The organism is Peptoniphilus duerdenii ATCC BAA-1640, from assembly GCF_000146345.1.
GTDB lineage: Bacteria > Bacillota > Clostridia > Tissierellales > Peptoniphilaceae > Peptoniphilus_B > Peptoniphilus_B duerdenii.
In genome coordinates, this window is sequence record NZ_GL397071.1 from 824,291 (window position 1) to 841,127 (window position 16,837).

Sequence of the window (16,837 nt, forward strand, 5' to 3'; positions counted from 1 at the left end):
CTTGATTCATTGAAAAAAAACATTAAAGTGGTAAAATATAAATAGGTAGTTGTTGAATATAAGAAAGAATGGTGGATTATGAAGTGTAAAAAGATAGGTTTAAAATCATTTTTATTAGTTTTAATCTTAGCCATCATCGCTACTGGATGTTCCAAGACAAATGATGCTAAAAAAGAGACGAAAGATTTTGACAAAGAAAAAGCGTTTAGTGAAATTGTAGAAGAAAAAGATTTAAAGAGTTATATCTTAAACTCAGAGATAACTTCGAAATCAGAAAAAGATGGCGATGAATACACATCTAATGGAACTTTGGAAATAATAAAAGATCCAATGACCTACCACTCAACAGGCACTAGCGTAGATGGAGATAAGAAGCTAGAGTTTGAAGAGTATGTCACAGATGGATTTAGGTATCGAAAAAATGAAGACGGTCAATGGACAAAAGAAAACTTCGATGGAGAAGGAAAAGCTACCTTTGTTTCAAAAAATAATATAAATGAAGATTCAATTTTAAAACCACTTAAACAGTACTATGTAATGAGTGAAACGGATACGGATATAGTGGCAGAGTTAAAATCCACTCCTCAAAATATAGACGAGATTAAAAATATTATTTTTGAAGACAAAGACGCTCCATTCTACAAGGAACTAGAATCCATAGAAGCTAAATTTATATTCGATAGAGAGACCAACTATCCAAAGTCATTTGAATGGGAATTAAAATTCACAGATGAAAATGGAAAGACCAAAACCATAAGAGAAAGCGGAAGCTACGAAAAGGTAAATGAACTAAAAGAGATAGAATTACCAGAAGAAATTAAAAATTTATAATATAGCCGGAGTATAATGCTCCGGTTTTTGTTTGCAAAAATTTAAATAATAAAAAATTTATTTTAAATAATTAGTGCACTTTTAAAGTTTTCATTTCTTGAAGATATACTACAAGTCTACTATAATTTAAGTAAGGAGGGGCAAATGAAAACAGATTTTGAGATTTCGAAGGAAGCGCATATCTTACCGATAGAAGAAATAGCGAAAAAACTCGGTGTAGATATGAATTATGTGGAAGCGTATGGAAAGTACAAGGCGAAGATAGACCCGAAGGCTATTAAAGAAAAAGAAAATTCCAAACTTATATTGGTAACGGCGATTACTCCAACCCCAGCAGGAGAAGGAAAGTCTACGGTAACCATAGGACTTACAGATGGACTAAATAGGATCGGCAAATTTACAGTGGCTGCACTTCGTGAACCATCATTAGGACCAGTTTTTGGAATTAAAGGCGGAGCTTGCGGCGGTGGATATGCACAAGTAATTCCAATGGAAGATATAAATCTTCACTTCACTGGAGATTTACACGCAATTACCACTGCAAATAATTTACTTATGGCTCTTATCGACAACCATATCGAAAAGGGCAACGAACTTAGGATCGATGAAAGAGAAGTAAAAGTTAGAAGAGTAATGGATATAAACGACAGAGCCCTTAGAAATATTGTAGTGGGCTTAGGCGGAAGAAATATGGGCTATCCGAGAGAAGATCACTTCATGATTACAGTTGCATCAGAAGTTATGGCTGCCCTATGCCTTGCAAATTCTCTTATGGATTTAAAAGAAAGACTTGGAAATATTGTCTTTGCAGATAATATGGACAAAGAACCTCTCTACGTTAGAGATTTAGGTGCAGAAGGTGCCATGGCTGTTGTCCTAAAGGATGCAATCAAACCAAACCTTGTGCAAACTCTTGAAAATAATCCTGCAATCATCCACGGCGGGCCATTTGCAAATATCGCCCATGGATGTAACTCAGTACTTGCTACAAAGATGGCTCTTTCTATCGGAGACTATGTAGTTACAGAAGCTGGATTCGGTTCCGACCTCGGTGCAGAAAAATTCATGGACATAAAGATGAGACTTTCAGGGCTTAAACCAGATTTAACGGTGGTAGTCGTAACTATAAGAGCTCTAAAGATGCACGGTGGAGTTGAAAAAGATCACCTTTCAGAAGAAAATCTTGACGCACTTAAAGTTGGATTTGCAAATGCGAAAAGACATATCGAAAATATGCAGAAGTTCGGCGTTCCAGTTACAGTTGCAATAAATGTATTTAAAGACGACACAGAAAAAGAAATCGAACTTCTAAAAGAAATGGTTAGAGAAGTGGGAGTAGAAGCTACTGAATGTAGAGGATTTGAAAAGGGAAGCGTTGGCACTACAGACCTTGCAAAGGTAGTTGTGGAAACCATTGAAAATAACAAATCCGATTTCAAACCTATCTACCCTCTAGAACTTTCAATAGAAGAAAAGATAGAAAAAATTGCAAAGGAAATCTACAGAGCAAAGGGCGTTAACTTCACAGCGGAAGCTAAGAGAAAGCTAAAATACATGAAGGAACATGGATTTTCTAATCTACCAGTATGTATCGCCAAGACCCAATACTCCTTCTCAGACAATCCAAAGGCACTAAATGCTCCAGAAGATTTTGAAATAACCGTAAGAGATTTAAATCTATCTAACGGAGCAGGATTTGTTGTAGCACTTACAGGAGATATTATGACCATGCCAGGTCTTGCAAAAGTACCAGCAGCACTTAAGATGGACATCGACAGCGACGGAAATATAGTGGGACTGTTCTAATGCTCAATAGAGATTTTACAGATTTTATAGAAGATCTATCCTCAAATAGACCTGCTCCAGGAGGAGGAGCAGTGGTAGGAGTAAATGCGATATTAGGAGCATCACTTCTCTTGATGGTGGTAAATCTAACTATAGAAAATAAAAACTATTTAGAAGTAAGAGACGAAGCTTTAAAGCTCAGGGACGAACTCTTGGAGATAAAAGAAATCCTAATGGATGCACCTCAAAAAGATGCAGAGGCTTTTACAGAAGTTGCCAAGGGATTTAAGATGAAAAGATCCACAGAAGAAGAAAAAAGAGCCCGAAGCGAAGTAATAGAAAGAGGATATAAACTAGCTACAGACACGCCACACCAAGCGCTTAAAACCATCGCAAGACTTATTCCAATAGGCATGAGACTTTACGAAATTGGAAATCAAACTGCCATTGGAGATGTGCTAGTTGGACTAAAGCAAGTTGAGATTGCAATATTTGGTTCAATAGAAAACATGGGACAAAATATTAAATCCATAAGAGATGAAGAGTACGTAGCTAAGATGCAAGTTGAAATAAAAAAATATTTAAAGATGATGCGAGGACTTAGAGCAAGCCTCGACGAACTTATTTAAATTGCCGGAGTTATCTCCGGTTTTTTATTTTTTTACTATAAGAAAATGTAATTGGATTTGGTGTAATCTGTTGAAGTAGTGAAATCTAAATGATATAATTACATTAGTGTTACACATATTTTACACTAGTATTAAAACTTACTACGAACCAAAATTGAAATGAAATACTAGTAAAAAATTTAAATAAAATTTGGGGGATTAATTTGAATAGCAAGCTAGACTTTGAGTTTTATAAAAAAAGTGCAGACTACATACTTTCTAAAATAGAATTCGTTCCTGAGATAGCTATTGTCTTGGGATCTTGTCTTGGAAATTTATCAGAAGAAATAGAAAATAAAATCATAATAGATTACAAGGACATACCTAATTTCTTGGATGCGACTGTGGATTCCCACGCAGGCAAACTTATCCTAGGAGATTTAAGTGGCAAGAAAGTCGTGTGCATGTCCGGGAGATTTCATTACTACGAAGGGTATGACTTCGAAGAGCTTACCATACCTATGAGGGTTATGCACCTACTTGGATGTAAGATGGTTATCCTTACCAATGCAGCAGGAGCAGTAAACGAAAGCTTCGTTGCTGGAGATATTATGATTATAAAAGACCAAATAAAATTAAACGGTGCAAGCCCTGTAAGAGGAAAAAATATACCTGAGTTTGGTCCGAGATTTTTCGATATGTCAAACACATATGACAAAGAATATATTGAAGTAGCTAAAAAGGCTGCGAAGATTTCCGAAATAGATATAAAAGAAGGAGTTTACTTCTACATGCCGGGACCACAGTTTGAAACTCCTGCAGAGATAAGAGCCATAAGAGCATTGGGAGGAGATGCAGTAGGCATGTCCACCGTTACAGAAGCAATAGTAGCTGCCCATTGTGGCATGAAGGTGCTAGGGCTTTCGCTTATGAGCAATATGGCAGCCGGAATACTAGATGTTCCACTAACAACCGAGGAAGTAGACGAAACTGCTGAAAGATCTGAAAAGAAATTCAGAGTTTTGTTGAAAAATATATTAAAACAAATTTAAAATGGAGGATTTTATGAAGAGAAAAATCGCACTACTGTTAGCTGTACTTATGCTAGCTACAACCATTACAGCTTGTGGAAACAAGACTGGTAATGAAAAGGCAAATGCAAATGCAGGAAAGGCAGAATCAGGAGAAGCTAAGAAGAAGATAGCTTTGGTAACTGACCCTGCAGGAACTCAAGTATTCGTACTTAACATGATCGCTGGTCTAAAAGACGCAGCTAAAGAACTAGGATTCGAACCAATCGTAGTTGAATGTGCTGACGCAGCAGCTTTTGAAGAAAACACAAGAGCTCTAGTTGAAGAAAAAGTTGACCTTATCATCGGTGGAGGTTGGCCATCAGGAGAAGCTATAAACAAAATAGCTACAGAATTCCCTGACGGAGCTAAATATGCTCTTATCGACTCAGAAGTTGAAGCTGAAAATGTAAAATGTATTTCGTTTAGAGAACAAGAAGGTGCTTACCTAATCGGTATGATCGCTGCAATGGTAACAGAACCTGATGAACAATTCTTCGGTGGAGTACACGTTAACCAAGGAGTTGGATCTTGGAAATGGAGATACGGATTTATGGAAGGTGCAAAATCAATCAAACCTGATTCAAAATTCGTATTCAACTACACAGGATCATTCAATGAACCTGCAAAGGCAAAAGAATTTGCAATCCAACAATATGAACAAGGCGCAAGATTCATAAACGCAGCAGCAGCTGGTGGAGACAAAGGTGTATTCGAAGCAGCACTTGAAAAAGGATTCTACACTTCTGGACAAGACATCGACTTAACAAATCCAGACAACAAGTACATCGTTTCATCTCAAATCAAAGACTCTTACGCAACAGTTCAATACCTAGTAAAACAATTTATGGAACAAGGTGACAACTGGAAATCTGACAACGAAGAATGGGGACTTGAAGAAGGAACTATCGGTGCAGTTTATGTAACTCACGAAAGTAAAAACCCAAGAAGTGACAGACTTACTGATGAAGATATTGCAAAGTTAAAAGAAGCAGCAGAAAAAATTAAATCAGGAGAGTTAGACCTTAAAACATTGCCAAAAGAAGAAGATTATAAGTAAAATTTAAATGTTGGAGGCTATGCCTTCAACATTTTTTTATAAAGGAGAAATATGTTACTTGAAATGAAAAACATCAGCAAGTCCTATGACAATGTGCTTGCTAATGATGATATAAGTCTTAATCTAAATGAAGGAGAGATCCTGTCCATAGTTGGCGAAAACGGAGCCGGCAAATCCACCATTATGAAAATCCTCTATGGAATAGAATCAAAGGACAGCGGTCAAATCTTGATTAGAGGCGAAGAAGTAAATATAAAAAGCCCAAGGGATGCAATCAAACACGGAATCGGAATGGTTCAACAACACTTTATGCTATTTAATCCATTTAAAGTTTTTGAAAATATAGTTTTTGGAGAAGAACCTAAAAAAGGAATGTTTTTCGATAGGCAAAAGGCGAGAGAAGATGTAGTAGAATTATCTAAAAAGTATGGGCTTAAAATAAATCCAGATCAAAAAGTGGAAGACTGCCCAGTTGGGATTCAACAGAGAATAGAAATCTTAAAGGTGCTATATCAAAACGCAGAGATAATAATTTTTGACGAACCTTCTGCTGTTTTAACTCCACAAGAAGTTGACGAACTTTTGATAACCATAAAAGAACTTTCAAAAGTTGGCAAGAGCATCATACTTATAACCCACAAACTAAATGAAGTTATGGCTGTCTCAGATAGAATATTCATCATGAAGAAGGGTAAACACATAGCTACCTTTAACAAAGAAGATACTTCCATCGAAGAAATTTCTTACCTAATGGTTGGAAAAAAACTTACTGAAAATACCATCTGCGACACGAAGAAGGATCATGTGGTTTTAGATGTAGAAAATGTAAATTTAAATAACAATGGGGAGGAACTTTTAAAGGATCTTTCCATGAAGATCTACGGTGGAGAAATCGTAGGTATTGCAGGAGTATCAGGCAATGGTCAATCGGAAATCATAGAAGTTTTAACGGGGCTTCAAAATGTAGATTCCGGAAAAATTTCCATAGAAGGTAGAGAAGTTCAAAATAGATCTGTGGAAGAGATAAGAGATGCCGGACTTGCAGTGGTGCCGGAGGACAGATATCTTTGGGGCTGTGCGAAGGAAGCAGACCTTAGAGAAACTACGATTATGCATCATCATAAAAACGAAAGACTTTCTAATAAAGGAATCTTAAAGGGCAAAGAAATCGATAAATTTACTCTAGATGTGCTAAAAAAATATGATATTAGGTATGGATCTCTAGATCAAAAGGCGGGACAACTCTCTGGAGGAAACATTCAGAAATTAATCGTCGGAAGGGAACTAGAACAGAATTCAAAATTTTTAATTGCAGCCGAACCGACTAGAGGAGTAGACATAGGAGCCATGGAAGAGATTCATAACAAACTTTTAGAGAAGAGAGAAAAGGGCGACGCCATTTTACTTATTTCTTCTGAACTTACAGAAATACTTAAACTTTCAGATAGAATCTACACAATTTATGATGGCAGATTCAATGGAGAATTTACGAGAGAAGAAGCAGACTCTGAAAAGATCGGTCTACTTATGATGGGAGGAAAGATTGTTGAAAAAAATTAATTACAAAAGAAGAGCAATGCTAGCTTCCCTTGGGCAGACTGCAATTGCAGTGCTCTTTGGACTTTTAGTAGGAACCATTGTAATTTTAATATCTGGTGCAGATCCTGCGCAGGTTTATCAAGAGATGTTTAACAAATCATTCTTCTCTTCATATTATTTCTTACAGACATTAACTAGGGCAACTCCTATCGCCATCTGCGCATTTGCAACGGCGATGGCATGGAGGGCAGGATATATAAATATCGGTGTGGAAGGACAGATGATAGTGGGAGGTTTCTCTGCGCTAGTAGTAGCACTACTTGTGCCTGGACCACCTAAACTTGTGTTAGTCCTTGCAATAATAGTAGGACTTATAGCAGGAGCCCTCTACGCAACTATTGCAGCGGTTTTAAATATGAAGTTTAATGTTACCATCGTCATTTGTACGCTAATGATGAACTATATCGCCGACAATGTGGTATCCTACTTCGTAACATTTCCACTAAGGGCAACCTCTGGAGATGGATTTTCAATTCAAACGGAAGCCATAGGAGATGGACTTAAATTTTTAAGATTTTTTAAAACTTCTACATTCAACATAGGATTTATAATTGCTGTTCTATGTATGATATTTTTAATATTTATATCCAACAAGACCACCTTTGGATACGAATCAAAGATGACAGGATTTAACAAGAATTTTGCCAAGTATGGCGGAGTAAACGAAAAAAAGGTGATGCTTATAACCATGGGATTATCAGGTGCTATAGCTGCACTTGCAGGGATCTGTGAAATATTTGGAGTTAAATACAGATACATGAGCGGAATGTTTACTTCCACTTCATACGCATGGACTGGACTTATGGCGGCGCTTATTGCGAATTTACATCCAGTTGGAATCTTTGTGTCCTCTATATTTTTATCAGGGCTACAAGTTGGAGGTCAAGCTATTCAAAGATCTGCAGATATTCCACTTCAACTTTCAACGATTATTCAATCTGCAATCACATTATTCGTTTCAGTTAAGATAACTTACAAACACATTGTTAAGAGAAGAAAAATAAAATCAAATGTAGAAGAAATAGCGGAAGGAGATGATAAGTAATGGATATGAATTATTTGGCAAGTATAATCAACTCAACCTTAAGATCTGCAACGCCTGTACTATTTGCAGCACTAGGCTCTGGAATCTGCTCAAAAGTTGGAGTATTTAACATCGCCTTAGAAGGTCAGATGCTCATCGCATCATTTGTAGCCATAGTTGTAAATTATTTCTTCCATAGTGTCATCCTTTCAATCCTTGCAGGGATGCTTGCAGGAAGTATCATCGGCACAATCGTTGCATTTTTACAAGTTAAGTACAAGGCAGCGGATATGGTAATAGGTACTTCTATTAACCTACTTGTAGGTGGACTTACTGCAATATTTCTATATATTATTTTGGGAGTAAAGGGAAGTTTTTCCTCTCCAGAATTAATTTCACTAACAAAGATTAACCTTCCAATAATAAAAGATATTCCTTTTGTAGGAAGAGTTTTTGAAAATTTAACAATTTTGGATTATCTATCTTACTTCACTGCATTTTTAATATATGTTTTCCTTTACAAAACCGTTAGAGGATTTAGAACCTTATCAGTTGGAATAAACATAAATGCAGCCAACTCTCTCGGTATCAATTCACTTAGAACTCAGATGATTACTGTAATAATTTCTGGAGCTCTCTGTGGTCTCGGAGGAGTTGCACTAAGTCTAGGTCAAGTAACACTTTTTACAGAAAACATGACTGCAGGTAGAGGATTCATTGCAATGGCAGCTGCATCAATGGCGAGAAATCATCCAATATTTTGTATAATATCAAGTCTCTTCTTTGGAGCGTGTCAAGCCTTTGGAGTTGCGATACAAAACGTGGTACCGAGTCAACTAACCATGGCAATACCATATACTGCAACCATAATTGCCCTTGCAATATTTGGAAATAGAATGAGAAAGAAAGCGAAATAGGAGAAATATGATTAGAGAAGATAAGGGAATGCCATTCCTACTTAGATATGAAAATGTAGCCTGGTACGAAGATGGTCAGGTTAGAATCTTGGACAGAAGAGTGTATCCAAGAGAAGTAAAATTTGTAAATTGCAAGACCTATAAAGAAGTGGTCCTTGCCATTCAAAATCTCGTAACTCAAAGTGCAGGACCATATACAGCAGTGGGCATGGGAATGGCACTTGCAGCATATGAATCTAGAAATTTAGAAAAGAGCGAAAGAATTAAATTCTTAGAAGAAGCGGAAAATGCACTTCGCAACGCGAGAATCACCACCGCATCAAGGTATGGAATCATAACTTCAAGATGTTTAGAAATTGCAAAAGATGCAATAGCAAATGGAGAAGATCCAATAGAATTAATCGTAGAAGATACAGTGAACTCTCTCAACAGAAGGTATACAACTATGCAAAAGGTGGGAGATAGTCTTCTAGAACTTATTCCAGAAGGTGGAACACTCTTAACCCAATGCTATGGAGAAACCATAATCGGAACAGTTATAAGAGCTGCAAAGAGAGAAAATAAAATGTTCAAAGTGATCTGCCCAGAGACTAGACCATTCCTTCAAGGAGCGAGACTTACCGCATCATGTTTTGCAGAAGAAGGATTCGACACCACAGTCGTAACAGACAATATGATTGGAGAGATACTTTCTAAAAATATGGTGGATGTATTTAGTTCTGCAGCAGATACAATTACAGAAGACGGCTCTGTGGTAAACAAGGTAGGCACGCTTCAAATAGCATTACTTTGTAAACACTTTGGCGTTCCATACTATGTGACAGGAATTCCAGATTTAGGCAAGAAGACTCTAGACGATGTTAAGATTGAAATGAGAAACCCAGAGGAATCACTTCTACTTGGAGGAGTAAAACAGACTCAAAAAGGTGTGAAGGGTTATTATCCATCCTTTGATAAAACTCCTTATGAATTTGTAAAGGGAGTGGTAACAGACAAGGGAATCTTTAGCCCAGAAGAACTTAAAAATTATTTCAAAGATAGCGACGGGAAATTTTATTAGAGGTTAAGATGTATTTAGAAGAGAAGAAAGAATTAGTTGAATATGGCAAAAAGATGTCTTCGGAAGGACTATCCTCAGGCACCAGCGGCAACCTCTCCATCTATTTAAAAGAAGAGGGAGTCGTGCTCATTACGCCATCTGGGATTGGATATTTCGACACGACACCAGAAGATATAGTGGCGATGGATCTTGAGGGAAATATTATAGAAGGCACGAGAAAACCATCCAGCGAATGGCATCTCCATACACTTTTTTATAAAAATAAACCGGAAGCGAGAGCAGTGGTCCACACCCATTCTAAATTCTGCACAACTTTATCAACACTTAGGATGCCGATAAAGGCGGTCCACTATGTCATAGCAGATGCAGGAACAAACGAAGTTCCTTGCGCTCCATATAGAAGGTATGGCACAGAAGAACTTGCAAAAGTTGCGGTAGAATCCGCAAAGGAAAGTAATGCAGTCCTACTTGCAAACCACGGAATAGTAGTCTGCGGCAAGAATTTAAAATCTGCCTATGGACTTGCTAAGGGAATGGAATATGTGGCAGAAATCCAAGTAACAGCCATGAGCGTAGGAGAACCGGTAGTGCTAAGTAAAGAAGAGATGGATGAAGTGCTGGAAGGATTTAAAACCTACGGCCAAGTGAAAAGAGAACTATAATGGCGCTTATAATAGTTTCTGCAAAAGATAGAGAAGACGCCTACGAAAAATTTATAAAACTTAAGAATAAAGAAGCCTATGCGGAAGAACCAAAAAGATTTCAGGATTTTATTTTCGATTATAAAAATGAATTTGAATTTTACGAAAACTATTTGGAATTAAATCTCTATGGAATATCCAAGATAGATAATAGAGAAATTAAATTTATAAAAGAATTTTTAGAATCCATCACTCGATTTTTAGAAGAAAATGCGAAACTAGAAAATAAAATAATTGAAAAATATAATTTATCCATGAAAAAGATAAGAAACTACATCGATAAACTTATGAAAGTACTAGACTTTGCAGAAAAAAATGGAGACAATTTGATAGGCTTAGGAGATTAAATACGAATAAAAAAGAGAGACCGCGAGTCTCTCTTAATTTTATTACAAATAAAATATATTTATTTTCTTCCAGTAATTGCGTTTACAATTGCTAGTAGAATTACTGCTCCGAACACGCCTACTGCAAGTGATGCTTTGGTGCCTTCACCTTGGATAATATTAAACATACCAAGTACGAATCTTCCGATGGATCCACCTATGATACCTACGATGACATTTTTAAATATTCCCATGCTTGCGTTCTTACCCATTATAATACTTGCAATCCAGCCGGCTACACCGCCGACGATTATACTCCAAATCATAATATTCCTCCTTATACTTTATATACCCAAAGAATCGAAATTTAAATTTTCTACCAGAAAAAGTGAAAAATTTTAAATATTTTGGTATAATAAATAAATACGGACACGTAGCTCAGTAGGATAGAGCGAGGCTCTCCTAAAGCCTAGGCCGGAGGTTCGACTCCTCTCGTGTTCACCAAAATTTAGCACCTTGAAGGTGCTTTTTTTATGCTTGTGGTCATCTAAGTTAATGGAATTATTATACTTCTTAATAGTTCTATAAAACTTAGAATTAATGTATAATTTAATTAAGAAATACAAAGGAGAGTAGCAAATGAGGAAAAAACTAATAACAATAGTAACATTAACAGCTATATTATTATCGCCGATAAATATTTTTGCGAAGGACTTTACCGATGTTAAAAAAGGCGACTGGTTTTATGAAGCTGTATCAGAATTAACAGATGCTGGAATAATAAATGGATATCAAGACAACACATTTAAACCAAGTAGAAAAGTAAGTTATGCAGAGTTCTTGACACTGCTAAACAACACGCTTGGCGTTAAACAAGCGCCAGACAATAAAAATCCAAGAGAATGGTACAATCCAACTCTTAATGAATTAAAAAGTAAGGGTGTAATAACAGAAAGAATTGCAAATCCAAATGCAGAAATCTCAAGAAACGAAATGGCAAAATACCTATCCCTAGGTTTAGAAAAGCTAAAGAATCAAAAGCTAAATAAAGCGGAGCCAACAACAATAAAAGACTTTAATAATATCCCAAACGAATACAAAGATTTTGTAGCAAATGTAGTAAATGCCGGACTAATAAAAGGCGATGAAAAACAAAACTTCAATGGTGCTAAATCACTAACTCGTGCAGAAACAGCAATTATTATAAAAGGTCTAGGTGGAACAACACAAGAAGCTAAGAAGCCAACAGTAGATGAACAAGGACTACAATTAACAGACCCAACAAAACCAATGATTTGGAAAGAAAAAATGAAAAGAAAATATGTAAGACAACCACAAGAAGGCGATATAGTAATCAAAGCCGATGGTACAAGAGTAACACTAAAAATAGGAATGGCAGGTGTACTAGGAGCAGGTCAAGGAGTAGATCCTTATACAGGACTAATTATGAAAGATGGTTCAGTTTTCAAAGAAGGGGATCTAGGCTGGCATGGTTGGTATTCATTATTTGGACAATTTGGTGAAGAAAAAATGTCAATAGGAGGACAACCTTATTCAATTGACCCTAAGACAGGGGAAGGACATTTTGATTTTGAGTGGCAAAAAATGAGAACTATTGGTGCAGAAGATCCACCTATTATAAATGAAAATTTACAAGAAATTCCTTGGAACGAAGTTGTAAAACCAGGAGAAAGACCAATGACAGTGAAAGATCCTATAAGTGGAAAAGTGTACAATACAAATGGTCAATACGAATGGACGGGCACATATTGGCAAGCAATAATGTAATGATAATAAATCTAAAAAAACACACAAGTCAGTTGATTTGTGTGTTTTTTAATCTTTTTTATATTTAATATTATAAAATTTATGCCCCTACAAATCCTCTTAGAAGTATCGCCACTAAGATATGAGCTGGGTAGAACAGATAGGTGATGTACTTGGAGAGATGTCTTCCGTGGGTGCCATCATCTAAGTAGATTAGAAGATATGCTGGAAGTACATATGGTGTCTGTATCATTCCAAAAAGCATAGGCAGTAGAAGTGTGATTTTGCTCTTTGATCTTAGGTAGATATAGAATGTATAGATCAAGAACACTCCGTAGAATCCATAGTCGGTGTGACAATATTCTGCAACGAACCCAAGTGTAATGACCACTACTAGTTCTAATAGCGCTCCTAAGTATCTATTTTTTATATTTTCTTTTACATAGCCGCTTATGATAAGAGCTAGAAGTCCAAATGCCAATGTAAAGAAAATATTGTTATAACTCATTACAAAAAACTTATCGAAAAGAAGGTAGTCGAATAGAACTTCAGAGATAAGTCCAACGCCTACTAGCCTCAGTAGATAATTTTTTTTATTTTTGGTGTGTAGATATCCCACTGCAATCATGTAGGCAAATAGTGGGAAGGATATCCTTCCGATATTTCTGCCTATATGGTAGATATTTTCTGGCATTGAAAGTTCAAATGCCGCAGTAAAATGGTCTATAACCATGGTGATTATTGCGATGACCTTTAAAATAAATCCGTTGGTTCTTATCTTATTCATATAAGTTCTTCTGGATCCTTGCAGTCTTCTTCATATACTTTTGCTAGAGCGGCATTTGTTATATATCCGCCCATGGTATTTATTCCAAGTTTTAGTCCGTGATTTTCCATCGCCTTTTTAATTCCTTCTTTTGCAATTAAGTTTGCAAATTCAGAAGTTGCATTTGAAAGTGCCTTGGTGGATGTCATTGGAACTGAACCTGGGATATTTGCAACTGCATAGTGAATTACGCCGTGTTTTACAAAAGTTGGATTGGAGTGGGTGGTTGGATGATTCTTGGTAGTTTCTATTGAACCGCCTTGGTCGATTGCCACGTCCACTATTACTGATCCTTCTCCCATGGATTTTACCATCTCTTCTGTAACCAAGCATGGTGCTTTAGATCCAGGTACGAGGACTGTAGAAATAACTAAGTCTGCAGATTCAACTGCTTTTGAAATATTGTATGGATCTGAATAAAGTGTTTCGATTGAGTTTCCAAATATATCTATAAGTTGTGAAAGCTGTTCCATATTGTGTCCGATTGCGGTAACTCTTGCTCCCATTCCTGTTGCAACTTTAACGGCACTTCTTCCTACACCACCGGTACCGATGATTACTACGTGAGCAGGAGCAACTCCAGGAACTCCGTCGAGTAAGATTCCCTTTCCACCAGCTTGTTTAGAAAGGTAGAAGGATCCTTCTGTGATTGCCATTCTGCCTGCGATTTCTGACATTGGACGAAGTAGTGGAAGCTTTCCATTTACTTCTACAGTTTCAAAAGCCACACCTGTAACCTTGTTCTTTAGAAGTTCCTTTGTAAGTTCTTCGTTGGCAGCAAGGTGAAGGTAGCAAAATATAATTAGTCCTTCACGGAAGAATTTATATTCTTCTTTTAGAGGTTCCTTAACTTTGTAAATCATATCCGCTACTTCCCAACAGGTTTTTTGATCTACGATCTTAGCGCCTTGAGATTTGTATTCTTCATCGGTGAAACCTGAAGATATGCCGGCACCTTTTTCTATATAGACTTCGTGGCCAGCTAGGGCAAGAGTGTTTACAGCTCCCGGTGTAATAGCAACACGGAATTCATTGTCTTTTATTTCTTTTGGAATTGATATTTTCATATTAACCTCACTCAAATATTACTTTATAATCGTCTAATAGTCCGTCGATACTAAAGGTTTCTAGGATTGCATCCTTAGAATGTTTTTCAGCTTCAGTTAAAAGACCTTTTTTGATAGCTTCCTTTTCAACATTGTCCTTTTGGTCAGTAGCAAAAGATTTAAAATCTTCAACTTTTAGAGGATTGAAGATTGAATTCTTTTCGTCGAAAATCTTGATTGAATCTTCGTCTATTTCGTGGGACAAAATCTTTGCCTCTGGAAGATTTACCTTGATCTCTTTTTTATTATTATCAACGGCAACAGTTACATCATTTAAGTCGATGCCAGACTTTATACTTCCGTTATAGGTTATTATAAATTTCTTTTCAGTAAAAGGAACTTCCCAACCATAAAAAGTCTTGACATTGGAATAGGTAACCATCTTTGTGTACTTGTATTCCAGCGTCGAAAGTTCTCTAATACTATTTAATCTATTGGTAAGAATTGTGGAGTCGACTTTGGTATTGTCCTTTTTGCCGCCGTAGAAAATCCCTGCAACAAAACTGGCACCAATTAATATAATAGAAATTAAAACTATAGTTCTCTTCTTGATAAGATCATCTCCTTTAATAATTTATATAAGTTTATCATAAAATGGATAAATTTTTAAGATAATAGAAAAAATAAATAAAACTTGCTATAATAATACAATAAGGAGGAATATATGGACGATGGAAGTGGAGGGTTAATACCTCAGCTTATTTTAATATTTATACTTACGCTAATAAATGCGTTTTTCTCAGCTGCAGAGCTGGCTATAGTATCGGCTAATAAAACTAAGATAGAAAATCTAGCAGAGGACGGAAATAAGAGGGCGAAGACTCTCTTAAAAGTCACAGACGATCAAACTAGATTCTTGTCAACAATACAGGTTGGTATAACCTTGGCAGGATTTTTCTCATCTGCATCAGCGGCAACATCCGTATCTAAGATGCTAGGTCACTATTTTGTCGAATTGGGAATTTATTATGGACCTACATTGGCACTTATAATAGTGACATTTGTACTATCATTCTTCACATTGGTGTTTGGAGAACTTGTGCCTAAGAGAATTGCACTACAAAATGCAGAATCGGTAGCACTATTTTCAGCAAAGCCAATCCAAATCTTTACAATGCTTACCTATCCATTTGTGAAGCTTGCATCCTTTGCGACGACAATCACACTTAAAATCATGGGTAAGTACAGCGAAGATGTAGAAGAAAAGATCTCAGAAGAAGAATTAAAAGGATATATCAAAGTCTCAACAGAGCAAGGTGTCATAAACTCTCAAGGGGAAGAGATGATCGTTAAAATAATGGATTTTGACGATAGACTCGCCTACGAAATCATGACCCCGAGAACCAATATCTACATGCTAGACTACGATGAATTTAACGCAGATGTAATTCCAGAGATTCTATCTAGAGGTTACTCAAGGGTGCCAGTATATAGAGAAAACACAGATAATATAGTAGGAACGATCTATATAAAGGATCTATTCTTGGAATACGCAAGAAATGACTACAAGAGTGTAAACATTGACAACGTACTGAAAGAACCATACTTCGTGCCAGAAACTAAGAAGATTGACTCACTATTAAAAGAACTTCAAGAAAATAAAAGCTACCTTGCAATCTTGATAGATGAATACGGTGGATTTTCTGGAATGGTAACTATGGAAGACATAGTAGAAGAGATAGTCGGTGAAATCGAAGACGAATACGACAAGGACGAACCGAAGATTGAAAAGGTAAATGAAAATACATTTATCATCGATGGAAGGATGAATCTAGAGGATATAAACGACGAACTAGGAACAGACTTAGAATCAGACAACCACGAAACAATCTCTGGACTTATGGTAGAACTACTTGGATTTATTCCAGACGATAGCGATAAGATCATGCACTCAGTAAAATACAAAGACATATATACACTTACAGAACTAACAGCAAAAGATAAGAGAATAGAAAAAATAGAATTAAAAATTGAAGAACCACCAGCAGGTGAAGAGGAAGAAGAGGAATAACCTCTTTTTTTTTTTTTAATGGATGCAAATTTATTAAATGATCATTAGTTTTTTAAAACTTGAATTAAAAAACTTAGTCCAAATTTATAAAAATTTCATATCTATATAAAATATTTTTAAATTTTTATATTTTACATATATAAATC

17 protein-coding genes and 1 tRNA gene are annotated in these 16,837 nt (G+C 36.2%); 14 read left to right on the forward strand and 4 right to left on the reverse strand.

Features of this window, described 5'->3' with window-relative positions; all coding sequences use genetic code 11:
- Positions 1–78 precede the first annotated feature (78 nt).
- The 11 genes from HMPREF9225_RS03715 (at position 79) to HMPREF9225_RS03765 (ending at position 11,002) form a co-directional block, all read left to right on the forward strand.
- Positions 79–831 (forward strand): DUF6612 family protein, encoded by a 753-nt coding sequence (locus HMPREF9225_RS03715; RefSeq protein ID WP_008901606.1) that lies wholly within the window; start codon positions 79–81, stop codon positions 829–831.
- Between the two features lie 144 nt (positions 832–975).
- Complete coding sequence (locus tag HMPREF9225_RS03720) at positions 976–2,637, forward strand: formate--tetrahydrofolate ligase (protein ID WP_008901607.1); 1,662 nt, start codon at positions 976–978, stop codon at positions 2,635–2,637.
- Positions 2,637–3,245: a cyclodeaminase/cyclohydrolase family protein gene (locus HMPREF9225_RS03725; protein WP_008901608.1), complete on the forward strand. Its 609-nt coding sequence runs from the start codon at positions 2,637–2,639 to the stop codon at positions 3,243–3,245. The genes HMPREF9225_RS03720 and HMPREF9225_RS03725 overlap by 1 nt, the downstream gene beginning before the upstream one ends.
- Positions 3,246–3,448: 203 nt before the next feature.
- Positions 3,449–4,276, forward strand: coding sequence for a purine-nucleoside phosphorylase (locus HMPREF9225_RS03730; RefSeq protein WP_008901609.1), 828 nt, complete (start codon positions 3,449–3,451; stop codon positions 4,274–4,276).
- Positions 4,277–4,289: 13 nt separating this feature from the next.
- Positions 4,290–5,354 carry a BMP family ABC transporter substrate-binding protein gene (locus HMPREF9225_RS03735; protein WP_040551303.1) on the forward strand — a complete coding sequence of 355 codons (1,065 nt, stop codon included), beginning with the start codon at positions 4,290–4,292 and terminating at the stop codon, positions 5,352–5,354.
- Between the two features lie 51 nt (positions 5,355–5,405).
- Positions 5,406–6,914, forward strand: coding sequence for an ABC transporter ATP-binding protein (locus HMPREF9225_RS03740; protein WP_008901611.1), 1,509 nt, complete (start codon positions 5,406–5,408; stop codon positions 6,912–6,914).
- On the forward strand, positions 6,901–7,998 hold the full coding sequence (locus HMPREF9225_RS03745) for an ABC transporter permease (protein WP_008901612.1): 1,098 nt from the start codon (positions 6,901–6,903) through the stop codon (positions 7,996–7,998). Before HMPREF9225_RS03740 ends, HMPREF9225_RS03745 begins: the two co-directional genes overlap by 14 nt.
- Positions 7,998–8,894, forward strand: coding sequence for an ABC transporter permease (locus HMPREF9225_RS03750; RefSeq protein WP_008901613.1), 897 nt, complete (start codon positions 7,998–8,000; stop codon positions 8,892–8,894). The genes HMPREF9225_RS03745 and HMPREF9225_RS03750 overlap by 1 nt, the downstream gene beginning before the upstream one ends.
- Before the next feature lie 7 nt (positions 8,895–8,901).
- A complete protein-coding gene (locus HMPREF9225_RS03755) occupies positions 8,902–9,954 on the forward strand; it encodes an S-methyl-5-thioribose-1-phosphate isomerase (RefSeq protein WP_008901614.1) in 1,053 nt (350 codons plus the stop codon).
- 8 nt (positions 9,955–9,962) lie between these two features.
- The gene (locus tag HMPREF9225_RS03760; RefSeq protein ID WP_008901615.1) at positions 9,963–10,616 is read left to right on the forward strand and encodes an L-fuculose-phosphate aldolase; all 654 of its coding nucleotides are present in this window, start codon (positions 9,963–9,965) and stop codon (positions 10,614–10,616) included.
- Positions 10,616–11,002, forward strand: coding sequence for a hypothetical protein (locus HMPREF9225_RS03765; protein ID WP_008901616.1), 387 nt, complete (start codon positions 10,616–10,618; stop codon positions 11,000–11,002). Before HMPREF9225_RS03760 ends, HMPREF9225_RS03765 begins: the two co-directional genes overlap by 1 nt.
- A 59-nt stretch (positions 11,003–11,061) precedes the next feature.
- Here HMPREF9225_RS03765 and HMPREF9225_RS03770 read toward each other — a convergent pair whose 3' ends face one another.
- Positions 11,062–11,307 carry a GlsB/YeaQ/YmgE family stress response membrane protein gene (locus HMPREF9225_RS03770; protein ID WP_008901617.1) on the reverse strand — a complete coding sequence of 82 codons (246 nt, stop codon included), beginning with the start codon at positions 11,305–11,307 and terminating at the stop codon, positions 11,062–11,064.
- A gap of 101 nt (positions 11,308–11,408) precedes the next feature.
- Between HMPREF9225_RS03770 and HMPREF9225_RS03775 the strand changes: the two genes are divergently transcribed.
- Positions 11,409–11,485, forward strand: a tRNA-Arg gene (locus tag HMPREF9225_RS03775).
- Between the two features lie 135 nt (positions 11,486–11,620).
- Entirely contained in the window at positions 11,621–12,769 is a 1,149-nt protein-coding gene (locus HMPREF9225_RS10035) for an S-layer homology domain-containing protein (protein WP_008901618.1), read from the forward strand.
- A 79-nt stretch (positions 12,770–12,848) separates the two neighbouring features.
- On the opposite strand, the gene HMPREF9225_RS03785 is transcribed toward HMPREF9225_RS10035, so the two are convergent.
- The 3 genes from HMPREF9225_RS03785 to HMPREF9225_RS03795 are packed head-to-tail and all read right to left on the reverse strand — an operon-like array spanning position 12,849 to position 15,254.
- Entirely contained in the window at positions 12,849–13,535 is a 687-nt protein-coding gene (locus HMPREF9225_RS03785) for a TraX family protein (protein WP_008901619.1), read from the reverse strand.
- Positions 13,532–14,641 carry an alanine dehydrogenase gene (gene ald / locus HMPREF9225_RS03790; protein WP_008901620.1) on the reverse strand — a complete coding sequence of 370 codons (1,110 nt, stop codon included), beginning with the start codon at positions 14,639–14,641 and terminating at the stop codon, positions 13,532–13,534. Before ald ends, HMPREF9225_RS03785 begins: the two co-directional genes overlap by 4 nt.
- A 7-nt stretch (positions 14,642–14,648) precedes the next feature.
- A complete protein-coding gene (locus HMPREF9225_RS03795; protein WP_083772993.1) occupies positions 14,649–15,254 on the reverse strand; it encodes a DUF4230 domain-containing protein in 606 nt (201 codons plus the stop codon).
- A 90-nt stretch (positions 15,255–15,344) separates the two neighbouring features.
- On the opposite strand from HMPREF9225_RS03795, the gene HMPREF9225_RS03800 reads away from it, so the two are divergent.
- Positions 15,345–16,691: a hemolysin family protein gene (locus tag HMPREF9225_RS03800; RefSeq protein WP_008901622.1), complete on the forward strand. Its 1,347-nt coding sequence runs from the start codon at positions 15,345–15,347 to the stop codon at positions 16,689–16,691.
- The last annotated feature ends 146 nt before the right edge of the window (positions 16,692–16,837 follow it).

Excerpts from the sequence above, each read along its gene's own strand:
- HMPREF9225_RS03725 (WP_008901608.1), top strand. The coding sequence starts at position 2,637 with ATGCTCAATAGAGATTTTACAGATTTTATAGAAGATCTATCCTCAAAT.
- HMPREF9225_RS10035 (WP_008901618.1), top strand. The coding sequence starts at position 11,621 with ATGAGGAAAAAACTAATAACAATAGTAACATTAACAGCTATATTATTA.
- HMPREF9225_RS03760 (WP_008901615.1), top strand. The coding sequence starts at position 9,963 with ATGTATTTAGAAGAGAAGAAAGAATTAGTTGAATATGGCAAAAAGATG.
- HMPREF9225_RS03755 (WP_008901614.1), top strand. The coding sequence starts at position 8,902 with ATGATTAGAGAAGATAAGGGAATGCCATTCCTACTTAGATATGAAAAT.
- HMPREF9225_RS03785 (WP_008901619.1), bottom strand. The coding sequence starts at position 13,535 with ATGAATAAGATAAGAACCAACGGATTTATTTTAAAGGTCATCGCAATA.
- HMPREF9225_RS03770 (WP_008901617.1), bottom strand. The coding sequence starts at position 11,307 with ATGATTTGGAGTATAATCGTCGGCGGTGTAGCCGGCTGGATTGCAAGT.
- HMPREF9225_RS03740 (WP_008901611.1), top strand. The coding sequence starts at position 5,406 with ATGTTACTTGAAATGAAAAACATCAGCAAGTCCTATGACAATGTGCTT.
- HMPREF9225_RS03750 (WP_008901613.1), top strand. The coding sequence starts at position 7,998 with ATGGATATGAATTATTTGGCAAGTATAATCAACTCAACCTTAAGATCT.
- HMPREF9225_RS03800 (WP_008901622.1), top strand. The coding sequence starts at position 15,345 with ATGGACGATGGAAGTGGAGGGTTAATACCTCAGCTTATTTTAATATTT.
- ald (WP_008901620.1), bottom strand. The coding sequence starts at position 14,641 with ATGAAAATATCAATTCCAAAAGAAATAAAAGACAATGAATTCCGTGTT.
- HMPREF9225_RS03715 (WP_008901606.1), top strand. The coding sequence starts at position 79 with ATGAAGTGTAAAAAGATAGGTTTAAAATCATTTTTATTAGTTTTAATC.
- HMPREF9225_RS03720 (WP_008901607.1), top strand. The coding sequence starts at position 976 with ATGAAAACAGATTTTGAGATTTCGAAGGAAGCGCATATCTTACCGATA.
- HMPREF9225_RS03735 (WP_040551303.1), top strand. The coding sequence starts at position 4,290 with ATGAAGAGAAAAATCGCACTACTGTTAGCTGTACTTATGCTAGCTACA.
- HMPREF9225_RS03765 (WP_008901616.1), top strand. The coding sequence starts at position 10,616 with ATGGCGCTTATAATAGTTTCTGCAAAAGATAGAGAAGACGCCTACGAA.